Annotated in this window: 11 protein-coding genes and 1 pseudogene; 7 read left to right on the forward strand and 5 right to left on the reverse strand. The window is 70.5% G+C overall.

What is annotated here, in order from left to right:
* Window position 1: 1 nt before the first annotated feature.
* A complete protein-coding gene (locus ACAH41_RS11220) occupies window positions 2–1,450 on the reverse strand; it encodes an HD domain-containing phosphohydrolase (RefSeq protein WP_325654520.1) in 1,449 nt (482 codons plus the stop codon).
* 137 nt (window positions 1,451–1,587) lie between these two features.
* Here ACAH41_RS11220 and ACAH41_RS11225 point away from each other — a divergent pair, with 137 nt between their 5' ends.
* Entirely contained in the window at window positions 1,588–2,352 is a 765-nt protein-coding gene (locus ACAH41_RS11225) for an alpha/beta hydrolase (RefSeq protein ID WP_325654521.1), read from the forward strand.
* A 38-nt stretch (window positions 2,353–2,390) separates the two neighbouring features.
* Here ACAH41_RS11225 and ACAH41_RS11230 read toward each other — a convergent pair whose 3' ends face one another.
* Complete coding sequence (locus ACAH41_RS11230) at window positions 2,391–3,467, reverse strand: homocysteine S-methyltransferase family protein (RefSeq protein WP_325654523.1); 1,077 nt, start codon at window positions 3,465–3,467, stop codon at window positions 2,391–2,393.
* A 165-nt stretch (window positions 3,468–3,632) separates the two neighbouring features.
* On the opposite strand from ACAH41_RS11230, the gene ACAH41_RS11235 reads away from it, so the two are divergent.
* The 6 genes and pseudogenes from ACAH41_RS11235 to ACAH41_RS11260 form a co-directional block, all read left to right on the forward strand.
* Complete coding sequence (locus ACAH41_RS11235; RefSeq protein ID WP_325654597.1) at window positions 3,633–4,949, forward strand: HD domain-containing phosphohydrolase; 1,317 nt, start codon at window positions 3,633–3,635, stop codon at window positions 4,947–4,949.
* On the forward strand, window positions 4,946–7,066 hold the full coding sequence (locus ACAH41_RS11240; protein ID WP_325654525.1) for an EAL domain-containing protein: 2,121 nt from the start codon (window positions 4,946–4,948) through the stop codon (window positions 7,064–7,066). Before ACAH41_RS11235 ends, ACAH41_RS11240 begins: the two co-directional genes overlap by 4 nt.
* Window positions 7,067–7,126: 60 nt before the next feature.
* Window positions 7,127–7,444, forward strand: a complete 318-nt coding sequence (locus tag ACAH41_RS11245) for a DUF1840 domain-containing protein (protein WP_325654527.1) — start codon at window positions 7,127–7,129, stop codon at window positions 7,442–7,444.
* Between the two features lie 2 nt (window positions 7,445–7,446).
* Window positions 7,447–8,106: a histidine phosphatase family protein gene (locus tag ACAH41_RS11250; RefSeq protein WP_325654529.1), complete on the forward strand. Its 660-nt coding sequence runs from the start codon at window positions 7,447–7,449 to the stop codon at window positions 8,104–8,106.
* A 144-nt stretch (window positions 8,107–8,250) separates the two neighbouring features.
* Window positions 8,251–9,339 (forward strand): sterol desaturase family protein, encoded by a 1,089-nt coding sequence (locus ACAH41_RS11255; RefSeq protein ID WP_325654599.1) that lies wholly within the window; start codon window positions 8,251–8,253, stop codon window positions 9,337–9,339.
* A gap of 119 nt (window positions 9,340–9,458) precedes the next feature.
* Window positions 9,459–10,490: pseudogene (locus ACAH41_RS11260) on the forward strand (sterol desaturase family protein); the annotation flags it as partial.
* Between the two features lie 109 nt (window positions 10,491–10,599).
* On the opposite strand, the gene ACAH41_RS11265 reads toward ACAH41_RS11260, so the two are convergent.
* The 3 genes from ACAH41_RS11265 to ACAH41_RS11275 form a co-directional block, all read right to left on the reverse strand.
* Window positions 10,600–11,523 carry an AraC family transcriptional regulator gene (locus ACAH41_RS11265; RefSeq protein WP_325654531.1) on the reverse strand — a complete coding sequence of 308 codons (924 nt, stop codon included), beginning with the start codon at window positions 11,521–11,523 and terminating at the stop codon, window positions 10,600–10,602.
* 22 nt (window positions 11,524–11,545) lie between these two features.
* Window positions 11,546–12,337 carry an L-iditol 2-dehydrogenase gene (locus ACAH41_RS11270; RefSeq protein ID WP_325654532.1) on the reverse strand — a complete coding sequence of 264 codons (792 nt, stop codon included), beginning with the start codon at window positions 12,335–12,337 and terminating at the stop codon, window positions 11,546–11,548.
* Window positions 12,338–12,443: 106 nt separating this feature from the next.
* A complete protein-coding gene (locus ACAH41_RS11275; protein ID WP_325654533.1) occupies window positions 12,444–13,682 on the reverse strand; it encodes a hypothetical protein in 1,239 nt (412 codons plus the stop codon).
* Window positions 13,683–13,696: the final 14 nt, after the last annotated feature.

A 13,696-nucleotide genomic window follows, 5' to 3' on the forward strand; every position in this document is an offset into this window, starting at 1 on the left:
CCTACAGCAGCCCCAGCGTGAAGGCCTTCAGCGTGGCGGCCGCGCGGGTCGAACATTCGAGCTTGCGGAACACATTTTCGATGTGGGTGCGCACCGTGCTCGGACTGATGCTCAGCGCCCGCGCCACCTCCTTGTTGCTTTCGCCCAGGCTGATGCGCCGCAGCACGTCCGCCTCGCGGCCGCTCAGCGTTACCGCGGCGCGGGCTGGCGTGCGGGGGCGCGCTCCGGCCGCTGCTGCGATGGCGGCTTCCACCACGGCCGGGTCGAACATGCCACGCGCGGCTTCGTCGCGCAGCAGCTGCGCCGCGGCGGCAGCGTCGTGCGCCGGCCGCCACGGCCGCGGCGAGCGCAGCGCCACCAACGCAGCCGAGGTGGCCAACACGCGCTGGGCCGGGGACAGCGCGGCGCCGGAGAGGCTGCGAAAGGCGCCGCTGCCGTCCAGCTTCTCCCAGGCGTAGGAGGCCAGCTCGGCCTCCGGTTTCAGGCGCTGGATTGCGCCGGCGGCGCGGAAGGTCCAGTAAGGCATCAGCCGCAGGCGCTCGCGCTCGCCGGCCGAGAGCCGGGCGGCCTTGTTCCACAGGTGATTGGGCAGCGCGGCGCGGCCAATGCCGTGCAGCAGCCCGGCACGGTGCAGCTGCGCCGCGCTGTCTTCGTCCAGCCCGAGCAGGCGCGCGGTGGCCTGCGCCGCTTCGGCCACCTGGCGGGACTGGCCGGCCAGCCACGGCAGCTTGAGGTCGGCCACGTCGGCCACCAGCGCGAGCGGTACGCGGCGGTGGGCGTCATCCGCCGTCTCGTTGGACTGCGCGGGCGCATCGAGCGCCGCCAGCCAGTCTGCCGCCGCGCTGCAAGCCAGCGTGGCCAGCGCCCCCGGGTAGCGGCTGCCGCCCGCGGCGCGCACGCGGGCCAGCGCCTCGGCCTGCCCGTGCACCTGCGTGAGGATTTCCAGTTCGCTGGCAATCGCCACCTGGTAGACCACCGCCGGCACCGCGTCGCCGCCGATCAGGCCGGGCTGGCCGCCGCCGTCCCAGCGCTCGAAGACCTGGCGCAGGCCGGCTTCCACCGCCGCGCCCATGCCGAGCTGGCGCGCAATGTCGCCCGAGACCTCGCAGTGGATCTCCGCCAGCGGCGCCACCGCGCGCTGCTCCTGCAGGCTCAGCGGGCGCAGGGTCTGGGCGAACATCTGCTCGCGGCCGGCCACGTCGTCGCCCAGCAATTGGTCGAAACCGGCCGCATTGGCGGTGCAGCCGGACCAGCGCAGCAGCGCCACCGATTCGGCCACCTGCTGCTCGGCCGCCTGGCCACCAGACGCGAGCGCCAGCCAGCCGGCCAGGCGCGCGGTGCGGTGGGAGTGGTCGGTCGGCCGGCCCATGCTGAGGTCGCCGATGAAGGCGAAGGCGCGCACGGCGTCGCTTACCGCCACGTCGGTGGCAACTGGGGAATCGGCAGGCATGGGGGAGGGAAGCGGAATGCGGCGGAGGGGCGCCAGCCTCGGTCAATCGACCGATGCCGGAATTGCGCCGGAATTTCGACACTGACGGCACGCGTTCAGAACGACGCGCACTCTAACCCTCTAAGCGGAACCGCACCATGAACACCCGTCTCACGCTCTCCTCCCTCGCCCTGGCTGCCGGTTTGCTCGGCGGCGCTGCTCCGGCGCTGGCGGCCGAACTGCCTTCCGTCGTGCTGGTACACGGCGCCTTTGCCGATGGCTCGGACTGGGCCAAGGTCATCCCGCTGCTGCAGGCCAGGGGCGTGCACGTCACCTCGGTGCAGAACGGCCTGGAGTCGCTGGCCGGAGACGTGGCCGCCACGCAGCGCGCCATCGCGCTCCAGAAGGGCAAGGTGGTGCTGGTCGGCCACTCCTGGGGTGGCCAGGTCATCACCGAAGCCGGCGTGAACGACAAGGTCGGCGCGCTGGTCTACGTGGCGGCATTTGCGCCCGGCGTGGGCGAAGCCGCTGGCGAGCTGGGCAAGGATTACCCGACGCCTCCCGGCATCGCCAAGCTGGTGGCCGACGCGCAAGGCTTCCTGTCGCTGCCGCCGCAGGCCATGGCCGAGGACTTTGCGCAGGACGTGCCGGCCGCGCAGGCCGCGGTGATGGCCGTGACCCAGGGCGCGATCCAGGCCAAGGCCTTCGGTGACAGGACGACCGTGGCCGCCTGGCAGACCCGCCCGTCCTGGTACATCGTCAGCGCCAACGACCGCATGATCGACCCGAACCTGGAGCGCGCGATGGCCAAGAAGATCGGCGCCACCGTGACCACGCTGCCGACCAGCCACGTGCCGCAGCAATCGCGCCCGGCCGAGGTGGCCGCGGTGATCCTGCAGGCGGTGCAGGCCGTCGCGCGCTGAGAGGCTGAGCGCCAGCGAGCGCAGGGCCGCCTGTCAGCTCAGGCGGCTTCTTTCAGCAGCGGGCTGAACAGCTTGTCCTGCAGGTGCCGCGGGCGGTAGTTCTTGACCTGCTGCGCGATGGCGGCGATGTGGGCCGGCGTGGTGCCGCAGCAGCCGCCGACGATGTTCAGGAAACCTGACTTGGCGAACTCGCCCATCAACGCGCCGGTCACGTCCGGCGTCTCGTCGAAGCCGGTGTCGCTCATCGGGTTGGGCAGGCCGGCGTTCGGGTAGCAGCTGACGAAAGTGTCGCCGGCAATGCGGCTCAGCTCTTCGATGTACGGCCGCATCAGCGCGGCGCCCAGCGCGCAGTTCAGGCCCACGGCCAGCGGGCGCGCATGGCGCACCGAGTGCCAGAAGGCGCCCACGGTCTGGCCCGAGAGGATGCGGCCGGAGGCGTCCGTCACGGTGCCGGAGATGATCACCGGCAGGCGCTCGCCGGTGGCTGCCATCAGCTCGTCTAGCGCGAAGATCGCGGCCTTGGCGTTCAGCGTGTCGAAGATGGTCTCGACCAGGAACAGGTCGCAGCCGCCGTCCATCAACGCCTGGGCCTGCTCGTAATAAGCGGCGCGCAGCTCGTCGAAGGTCACGTTGCGGGCACCGGCGTCGTTCACGTCCGGGCTGATGCTGGCAGTGCGCGGCGTCGGGCCCAGCGCGCCTGCCACGTAGCGCGGGTGCTCTGGCGTGGAGATCGCGTCGCAGGCCTCGCGCGCCAGGCGGGCGGCGGCCAGGTTCATCTCGCGCGCCAGGTGGCCCAGGCCGTAGTCCTCCTGGGCGATGCTGGTGGCGCCGAAGGTGTTGGTCTCGACCATGTCGGCGCCGGCCTGCAGGTACTGGTCGTGGATCTCGCGGATCACGTCCGGCCGGGTCAGCACCAGCAGGTCGTTGTTGCCTTTCAGGTCCTTCGGGTGCCCGGCCAGCGCGGCATTGCGGAAATCGGCCTCGCCCAGCTTGTAGCGCTGGATCATCGTGCCCATCGCGCCGTCGATCAGCACGATGCGCTGGCGCAGCAGCGCAGGCAGCGCCTGGGCGCGGGTGTACGGGGCAGCGGCTTGAGCGGTCGGCGTGGCAGTCATGCCCCGATTGTAGGAAACCGGCCCCGACCCCGGCGGCAGCGGGTTTGTGCAGCCTGCACGCCAGCGTTCAGCATTCCTTCAAGTTTTGCCCGCCACTGGCCGATCTACTGCCCGACAGGACCGCATTTCGCAGTGGTCCGTGACAGGGACAAGCACATGACAGCGATGGTGGCGATTCAGGATTTGCGCGTTGGGATGTTCATTCATCTGGACCTGGGCTGGATGTCTCACCCGTTCCCGCTTTCGAGTTTCAAGATTGCCTCGGTCGAGCAGATCGAGATCATCCGCGGGCTGGGGCAGAAGCAGGTGCGCTGGAGCCCGGAGCGCAGCGACGAGGCGGTGGCCGGCGCGGGCAGCGCGGCCGAAGCCCTGGCCGCAGAGGCGGCTGCGGCGCAGGCAGCGGCTGCCACGGCTGCCATTGCCGCCGCTGCCAAGCCGCCGCTGGACCCGGCTGCCGAAGCGCGTCGCCTGGCCGCCGCGCGCCAGGCCGCCGAAGTGGCCGCGCTGCGCCAGTGCGAGCGCCAGTATGGCGAGGCCTGCCGTGACCTGCGCCGCGTGACCGACCGGGTTACCGCCGCACCCGAAGAGGCCCGCGACAGCGCGCAGCAGCTCACGCGCGCGATGCTGGACAAGATGCTGCAGGACGGCGAGCTGTGCGTGCGCGTGCTGGGCGAGCCGTCTGGCGACCGGGCCACCGCGCATGCGATGAACGTCACCGTGATCTCGCTGCTGCTGGCCCGCTCGCTGAGCATGAGCGAGGCCGACCTGATGGACCTGGGCACGGGCGCCTTGCTGCACGACATCGGCAAGGCCCAGCTGCCCGATCGGGTGCGCCTGCCGCGTGACGATTTCTCTGCCGCCGAGCAGGCGCTGTACCGGGACCACGTGGCCCAGGGCGTGGTGCTGGGCCGGCGCATGGGCCTGCCGACCGGCGCCCTGCTGGTGTTGGCTCAGCACCATGAGCATGCCGATGGCAGCGGCTTTCCGAAGGCGGTCAAGCTCGACGCGATCTCGCCTGCGGCGCGCGTCGTGGCCATGGTCAACCGTTATGACAACCTCTGCAATGCCGCGCTGCCTTCGCTGTCGTTGACGCCGCACGAAGCGCTCTCGCGCATGTTCGCGCAGTCGCGCAACCGCTTCGATGCGACCATCCTCAGCGGCTTCATCCGCCTGATGGGCATCTACCCACCGGGCTCGCTGGTGCAGTTGAGCGACGAGCGCCATGCCATGGTCGTCTCGGTCAATGCCGCGCGGCCGCTGAAGCCGCGGGTGCAGGTCTTCGAGCCCCGGCCTTCCGGAGACCGCACCGTGCACCTGGACCTGGACCAGGTGCCGGACCTGGGCATTCGCCGCAGCCTGAAAGCCGAGCACCTGCCTGTCCGCGTGGCCGAATGCCTGACGCCGCGGCTGCGCGTGGCCTATTTCTTCGACGTCGAGCCCGCCCAGGCCCTGGGCCAAGAAGCCGTCGCGGAGGCCGTGTGAGCACGCCCCTGCCGGACGCCGGCTGGCTGGCCGCGTTCGACGAGCCGGCCTGGCTGGTCGACGCCGCGCAGCTGACGCTGCTGCAAGCCAACCCCGCCGCCGCTGTGTGGCTGGGCCAGCCGCTGGACCAAATGGTCGGCCGCGCGGCCGACGAACTGCTGCCCAGCCTGGAAGACGCGGTCTTCTGGGCCGACGTGCGTGCCGGCCGGCCTGGCCGCCTGGTGTCCGACACCGAGCTGCCGCGTGGCGACGGCCAGGTCGCGCAGATCCACCGCCGCATCGTGCCCGTTGCCCCGCAGGGCGAACCGGCTGCCTGCTACCTGGTCACGCTGCGCGACCGCAGCGCGGACAGCCGCGTGGCCCGCGAGCGCGAAACCCTGCTGGCCGAGCTGCGCGCCACGCTGGAGGCCACGGCCGACGGCATCCTGGTGGTCGACACCGCCGGCCGCATCCGTGCTTTCAACCGGCGCTTCGCCGCGATGTGGGACCTGCCCGCCGCGGTGCTCACCGAGCAGGACGACCCGGCCGTGCTGGACTGGATGCGCCAGTCGGTGCTGCAGCCGACCGACTACCAGCGCCGGCTCGACGAGATCGACGGCCAGCTGCTGCTCAGCGCCACCGACACCGTGCCGCTGCTCAACGGCACGCTGCTGGAACGCCACACCCAGCCGCAATGGAGCGCCGGTCGGCCGATCGGCCGCGTGTATTCGTTCCGCCCGCTGCACCGCGGCCGCGCGGCGCTGCCGCGTGAAGAGGAAGCCGCGCTGTCCTCCGGCGAAGACGAACTCACCGGCTGGCCCAACCGCAGCGCGCTGCTGACTTGCCTGGACGAGGCGGTGATCCGCGCGCGCGCCAGCGGCCAGTCGCTCACCGTGCTGTGCGTGGAGTACGACCGGCAGGCCTTGTTCGCGGTGGACGGCAATGCCCGCGCCCGTGTGATGGCGGACCTGATCGAAGGCCTGCGCGCCCACCTGAACGGCTCGCAGCGCGTGGCCCGGCTCGGTGCCGCACGTTTTGCCATCCTGCTGCCGGACGCCAGCGAAGCCCGCGCCGCGCCGCTGGTGCAGCGCCTGCTGGACACCGCTCGCCGCTCGGCCCGGGGCCTGCTGGCCACCGCTGGCGTGCCGCTGCAGATTGGCATGGCCGTCTACCCGCAGTCCGGCCTGGGGGCGGAAGATTTGCTGCAGCACGCCGAGCAGGCCTTGCACCGCGCCCAGGCCCAGGCCGGCGCGGACGCGGCCGATCCGCTGGCTTGGCTGCAAGTCCACCAGCTGACCGCCCAGCCGCTGCCCGATGGCCGCCGCCAGCAGCGGCTGGAGCGTGCGGTGCACGAAGGTCTGGCGCACCCGGCGTTCCGCCTGCACTACCAGCCGCGCGTGGACAGCCACACCGGCCAGGTCCAGGCCGTGGAGGCGCTGCTGCGCTGGCAGGACCCGGAAGACGGCCTGCTGCTGCCCGCGCTGTTCCTGCCGCTGGCCGAGCGTGCCGGCCTGATGGGCGCGCTGGACGACTGGGTCATGGAGCACGCGCTGCGCCAGGCCGCGACCTGGCGCGCAGCCGGCTGGGTCCAGTCATTGACGGTCAACGTCAGCGCCGCTGCCTTGTGCCAGCCGGCCTATGCGCGCCGCGTGGCCGCGCTGCTGGAAGCCACCGGCTGGCCGGCCCGGCTGCTGGAACTGGACCTGCAGGAGGCCGCGCTGCAGCGCGACCCGGAAACCGCGCTGTACAACCTGCAGGCCCTGCAACGCCTGGGCGTGCGCCTGGTGCTGGACGACTGGGGCACCGGCGACTGCTCGCTGGGCCTGCTGCGCCGCTACCCGTTCCATGCCGTCAAGCTGGACCGCAGCCTGATCCGCCAGGTGCCGCGCCAGGCGGCCGAAAACGCGATGGTGCAAGGCCTCGTCTCGCTGGCCCGCGCACTGGGCCTGCAGGTGCTGGCCGAAGGCGTCGAACACGCCTCGCAGCGCCAGTTCGTGACCCAGGCCGGCTGCGACGGCTGGCAAGGCCTGCTGGCCTCGGCCGCGCTGGAGGCGCGTGCCTGCGAACGCGGCGTGCTGGCACGCGCAGCCGCACTCGCCCAGCGCGTGCAAGCTCCCCCTAGGGCGGCCAACGAATAGGCACAGACCCGGCGGCACAATGCGGGCATCGCTTCCGAGCGCAATCCGTGGAGAGCCGCGATGTACAAGTTCAAGAGCAAGGCCACCGCCGACCTGATCATGCTGGCGCCCAATGGCGACCAGGTGCTGGGCCTGATCGGCAAGGCCCCCGCCGCCCAGGGCATCATCGACGTGGCCGACCTGCCGACCGCGATTGACGCACTGACCCGCGCCGTCGAAGCCGAGGAAGCTGGCAGTGGCGGGAAAGACGAAGCCGAGACCGATGAGCCGGCCAAGGCCTCGACCGATCCGGTCTCGCTGCGCCGCCGCGCCTGGCCGATGATCGAGATGATGAAGCGCAGCCTGGCCGAGAAGCAGCCGGTGGTCTGGGGCGTTTGAGCATGCAGGATGTGACCCGCGTCATTGCCGTGCGCCATGGCGAAACCGCCTGGAATGTCGACACCCGGCTGCAAGGCCAGCTCGACGTGCCGCTGAACCCACGTGGCCGCGAACAGGCCCGCCGTGCCGGCCTGGCGCTGGCGCACGACAAGCCCGACGTGATCTACGCCAGCGACCTGTCCCGCGCCTTCGACACCGCCCAGGCGATCGCCGAAGCGGTCGACATGACAGTGCTGCCGGACCCTGGCCTGCGCGAGCGCCACTTCGGCCTCTGGCAGGGCCACACCTATGCCGAGGTCGAACAGGGCTGGCCGGACCTGAGCGCCAAATGGCGCGCCCGCCTGCCGGACTTCGGCCCCGAGGGCGGCGAAACCCTGCTCGGTTTCTACGAACGCAGTGTTGCCACCGCCGCCCGCCTGGTCAGCCAGCACCCCGGCCAGACGGTGGTGCTGGTGGCCCATGGTGGCGTGCTGGACTGCCTCTACCGCGCCGCCTCGCGCATTGCACTGAACGCGCCGCGCACCTGGGAGCTGCCCAATACCGGCATCAACCGCTTGCTGTGGACCGGCGACGGCTTCACGCTGATCGGCTGGGCCGACGTGCACCACCTGGACGACGAAGTGCGCGACGAATCGGCCGACCGCGTGGGCCACGCCGCCTGAGCATCTGCCGCCCGCGCGCCCGCGGCCGGTTGCCATTTCTTGCACCTTCGCGGCTGCGCCGTTTGGCGTGCGCCGCTAGCATGCCGCGAGACCCACTTCCTGGCGGCCGCGGCTGCCCTTGCCATCATGCTTCGGCCGTTGCAAGTGATTGTGCTGGTCACGCCGCTGTTCTTTCTGCTGATGGCCCTGGAGTGGTGGGTGGGCCGTCGGCGGGGTGTGGCCTGCTACCGATTGAATGACGCGATGGCCGCTGTCGGCCTGGGTGTCTGCAGCCGGCTCACCGGCCTGTTCACCAAGCTGTTCACGACCGGCATCTACGTCTGGGCCTGGAGCACGCTGGCGCCGTGGAAGCTGCCGAACAACGCCTGGTGGGTCTGGGTGCTGGGCATGCTGGCCTACGACTTCTGCTACTACTGGCTGCATCGGGCCAGCCACGAGGTGGCGTTTTTCTGGGCCTCGCACGTGGTGCACCACCAGAGCGAGGATTTCAACCTCTCCACCGCGCTGCGCCTGACTTCCGGTGGCTGGCTGGGCAGCTGGCTGTTCTACCTGCCGATGGCGCTGCTGGGCTTCTCGCCGCTGGTGTTCGTCACCGCCAGCCTGCTGGACCTGGTCTACCAGTTCTGGGTCCACACCCGGCTGATCGGCAAGCTCGGCTGGTTCGACCGCTGGCTGTGCTCGCCGAGCAACCACCGGGTGCACCACGCGGCGAATGACCGCTACCTGGACCGCAACTACGGCGGCATCCTGATGGTCTGGGACCGGCTGTTCGGCAGCTTTGCCGAGGAGGACGACCACAGCCCCATCGTCTACGGCACGCGCAAGCCCTTGCGCAGCTGGAACCCGGTCTGGGCCAACCTGGAAGTGTTTGCCGCGCTGGCCCGCGACAGCTGGCACACGCGGGCCTGGGGCGACAAGCTGCGCGTCTGGCTCAAGCCGCCGGGCTGGCGTCCGGCGGACGTGGCGGCACGCTTTCCCGGCGCGCCGTTCGAGCTGCAGCGGCCGCCGTACGACCCCCGCTTCAGCCGCGCAGCAATGTTCGGCGCGCTGGCGCTGTTTGCCGTCGCGCTCATCCTCAGCGGCGTGCTGCTGTGGACGGCGCACCGGCAGGCGCCGCTGGTCCTGGTCGGCGGCGTGGCGCTGGTGTTGGTCTGCCTGGTGGTGGCGGGGCGCTTGTGCAGCGGCGCGACTGCGGCCGCCCGGCCGGCGGCACTGGCCGCCGAAAGCGCGTGACCTGACCCATCATTGCGTGACGTAAACGTCACGCTTTCCCCGCTGGCGCGGCGGGGCCTGCAGGGCCAAGATCGGGCGACCGCTTTTTTCGTTGCGGCCTTGCCGGGGCCGCTCGCGCCATGACGCTGCAACCCGCCCAAGTCATCGTGCTGGCCACGCCAGTCTTTTTCCTGCTGATCGCCATCGAGTGGTGGGTCGGCCACCGGCGCGGCAAGCCCAGCTACCGGGTCAACGACGCGATCGCCAGCGTCGGGCTGGGCATCTTCAGCCAGCTGACGGGGCTGTTCACCAAACTGTTTGCGCTGGGCCTTTATGCCTGGGTGTGGGAGCACTGGGCGTTCTGGCAGCTGCCGGACAACGCGCTGTGGGTCTGGCTCTCCGGCCTGTTGCTGTACGACTTCTGCTACTACTGGCTGCACCGCGCCGGCCACACGGTGGCCTTCTTCTGGGCCGCGCACGTGGTGCACCACCAGAGCGAGGAATACAACCTGTCGACCGCGCTGCGGCAAACGTCTTCGGGCTGGCTGGGCGCCTGGTTGTTCTACCTGCCGCTGGCGCTGCTGGGCTATTCGCCGCTGGTGTTCGTCACCGTGGGCCTGATCGACCTGCTGTACCAGTTCTGGGTCCACACGCGGCAGATCGATCGCCTGGGCTGGTTCGACCGCTGGCTGTGCTCGCCGAGCAACCACCGCGTGCACCACGCCGTGAACGACCGCTACCTGGACCGCAATTACGGCGGCATCCTGATGGTCTGGGACCGGCTGTTCGGCAGCTTCATCGACGAAGACAACCTCGAGCCCATCGTCTACGGCACGCGCAAGCCGTTGCGCAGCTGGAACCCGGTCTGGGCCAACCTGGAGGTGTATGCGGCGCTGTGGCACGACAGCCGGCACGCGGCGTCCTGGGCCGACAAGCTGCGCGTCTGGTTCAAGCCGCCCGGCTGGCGCCCGGCGGATGTGGCGGCCCGTTTCCCCGGTGTGCCGTTCGAGCTGCAGCGCCCGCTCTACGACCCGCAGGTCAGCCGCACTGCGCTGTGGGCCAGCGCGGCGCTGTTCGTCGCTGCGGTGTCGCTGACCTCGGTGCTGCTGTGGACCGCGCACGAACAGGCGCCTGGCCTGCTGTGGGGCGGCGCGGCCGGCGTGCTGGCCTGCCTGGTGCTGGCCGGGCGTTGCCTGGGGCGGCCACAGGAGGACACGTCGGCTGCGAACGGCCAGCCGCCGGTCGCTTCGGCGGTGAACCGCGGCTGAGTGAGCGCTTGGGTCAGCTGGCCGGCCGGCCAAAGCGTGCCTGTGCCAGGCGCCGGTAGGCCGAAGGCGTGAGCCCCTTGAGCCGCAGGAAGTGGCGGTCGAAATTGGCCATGTTGTTGAAACCCGCCTGGTAGCAGATGCTGCTCACCAGCAGCTCGGTCTGCAGCAGCAGCTCGCAGGCGTGGTTGACGCGCAGCCGGGTCAGGAAAGCCGTGAAGCTACCGCCGGTGCAGCGGCTGAAGTGGCGTGCGAACTGGCGCTGGTTCATGCCCACCAGCCGGGCCGCCTCGGCTGGGCCCAGCGGCTCGGTGAAATTCAGCTTTGCATGCTGGATCACGGCCTTCAGCGGCGCCAGTGTGGCGTCTGCCTCGAAGCGCTGCAGCTGGACGGACGACAGCAGCCGGTAGTCCGGCCAGTGCGCGAGCAGGCCCAGGATGTCCAGGAAGCGGCCCAGCCGTTCCAGCCCGCTGGCAGCCTTGAGGCCGTGGAAGCGCGTGCGCATCTCGGCGCTGAGGCCGAAGAACTCGATGCCGTGGCGTGAGCGCTCCAGCAGGGGCTTGAGTTCGTCCAGTGCGCCCACTGCTGCCAGGCCTTGCTGCAATGGCTGGTCGAGGAACTGCAGCACCAGGCTGCGCACCGCCAGCCCCTCGGGCGGCAGGTCGGTCGAGACCCAGTTGTGCGGCAGGCGCGGCCCCGTCAGCACCAGGTGCCCGGGCTCGAAAGCGCCCACGTGGTCGCCGATGAAGGCATGTCCGCGCGCGCCGACGATCAGCTGCAGCTCGTATTCGTCATGGCAGTGCCAGCGCTCCAGCGGCGTTGGGCTGCCGTGTTCGACGCAGCGCACCAGGCCGGGTTGCGGCGCCGGCTCGTAGCCCAGGCAGGGCAGCCGGATCAGGTCGTGCTCGAGTTCCGGGGTGGGATTGCGGCTGGTGCGCATGGCGGCAGTGCGGAGCCGGGGCTCAACTCATCCAGTTGCCACCGTCGACGTTCAGCGTCTGCGCAGTGATGTAGCGGGCCTCGTCGCCGGCCAGGAAGACGGCGGCACCGGCAATGTCCTGCGGCGTGCCCATGCGGCCCAGCGGCACGGCCTTGCCAACCGCGATCTTCTTTTCGCCCGGCGCCAAGCCTTCGTACTTGGCGAACTGGGCGTCCACGTGCTGCCACATTGGCGTGTCGACCACGCCTGGTGCAATGCCGTTGACGCGGATGCCGTGCGGCGCCATCGCCAGCGCGGCCGACTGGGTGTAGCTGATGACCGCGGCCTTGGTCGCGCAATAGTGGGCCACCAGCGCTTCGCCGCGCCGGCCGGCCTGCGAGGACATGTTGATCACGCTGCCGCGCACGCCGTGCGCCACCATCTGGCGCAGCACCGCCTGCATCATGAAGAACATGCCCTTCACGTTGATGTCGAACAGGCGCTGGTACGAGGCTTCGTCGGTCTCCAGCACCGGAGCCATGTCGAACACCGCGGCGTTGTTGAACAGCACGTCGATGGCGCCGAAGCTGGCGCTGGCCGCCTGCACCAGTGCCGCGATGCTGGCCGCCTGCGCCACGTCCGCCTGCTGGTAGCGCAGCGTTTCGGGATGCGCAGCCTGCAGCGCCTGCACGTCAGCGGAAGCCGCGGCGCCGATGTCGGCAATGGTGCAGCGGGCGCCTTCGGCCAGGCAGGCCCCGGCAACGGCCAGCCCGATGCCGCCGGCTGCGCCGGTCAGCAACACATGTTTTCCTGCCAGTCGGCCGGTGGGGCTCATGTCGTCTCCTTGGTTCGGCGGATGCGCCGACTGCCGTGACGATAGGAACTCTGGACCTCGCAGCAGGTACTTTCAATCCGCGCTGCCGATACTTTCCGGTCTGGCTTCAGTCCAGCAAGCGGAAGGCCATGCCGATTTGCGAGCCGTAGATCGGGTAGCGGACCTTGATGCGGTAGCCGCGCAGCTTGCTGGCGTTCCACTCGCGTTCGGCGCAAGCGCGGCGGATCAGCTCGGGGTAACGCGCGTATTCCGGCAGCCGGAAGGCTTCCGGGCCGCGGCCGAGGAACTGCACGCTTTCGACCATGTCCATGCGGTCGCCAAAGCGGCTGGGATCGTCCGGGTGGGCGATGCCGCGGATGACCGTGTCGTACAGCCGCAGTTCGGGCTGGATGTCGGGCCAGACGTCGTCGTGCAGCAGCGCGTCGATCACACAGCATTCGGTCGGCGGCTCGGCGTGGGCGGCCATGCCGCTGGTCGGGCCGCCGGCGCCGCGGCGGGCGCGGTGCGCATTGTTGTAGACCTGCACGTAGACGATGTCGTGGCCGCGGCCCTGCTCGCGGCTCAGCGGCAGCCCGAAGACGGAGGTCTGGATCACGCGGCCGTTCTGTTCGGTCTGCAGCTGCTCGGGCTGCACGCTGGAAAACTCGCGCAGCAGCAGGTCCTGCATGCCGGTGACCGGCTGGCCGTTCAGGCTGAGCGCCTTGAAGCGGCTTTCCTCCGGGCTCAGCGACGAGAAGTTCAGCCGCAGCAGGCCCGAGGGCTTGAGGCGGCGGCAGCCCAGCAGCGCGTCGATGCCGATGCCGTCGTGGCGCTCGGGGTTGTCGCGCGAGGGGTACACGATGCCGGTGGACAGCACCAGGTCGGCCTGCACGCCGCGCAGTGCGCTGGTGGCCTTGAAGGCGAGGGTTTTCTGGCGCAGCTCGATCGCGGCACGCGACTCCAGCACCCATTCGCTGAGCACCGTGTCCAGCGTGGCACGGTCGCCGAACTGCACGTCGACAAAAGTCTCGAAGGCCTGCACCGCGGCGGCGGCGCGCGCGAGCAGGCCAGGGTCCAGCCTGGTTCGTTCAGCGCCGCGCAGCATCTGCGCCAGCACTTGGGCGCCGGGGATGTTGACCAGCGTGGTCAGCGGGTCGCCGCTGCGAACCGAGGACAGCAGCCGGCTGACGGCGGACTGGCCCAGGCCCAGCGCCGCCTGGAAGGCCTTCTGGTCGCGTGCACCTTTGTCTTCGACGGCGGCCAGCAGCGCGCCGACGGCGCTCTGCAGTTCATTGCCCAGGGCTTCGGTGTGGCGGCGCAAGGCCAGGTCGGCTTCACTGGCCGAGAACGGAGACTGGGGGTTCATGCCGGCGAGGATAC

It is taken from the genome of Ideonella sp., assembly GCF_041287625.1.
Taxonomy (GTDB): domain Bacteria; phylum Pseudomonadota; class Gammaproteobacteria; order Burkholderiales; family Burkholderiaceae_C; genus Ideonella.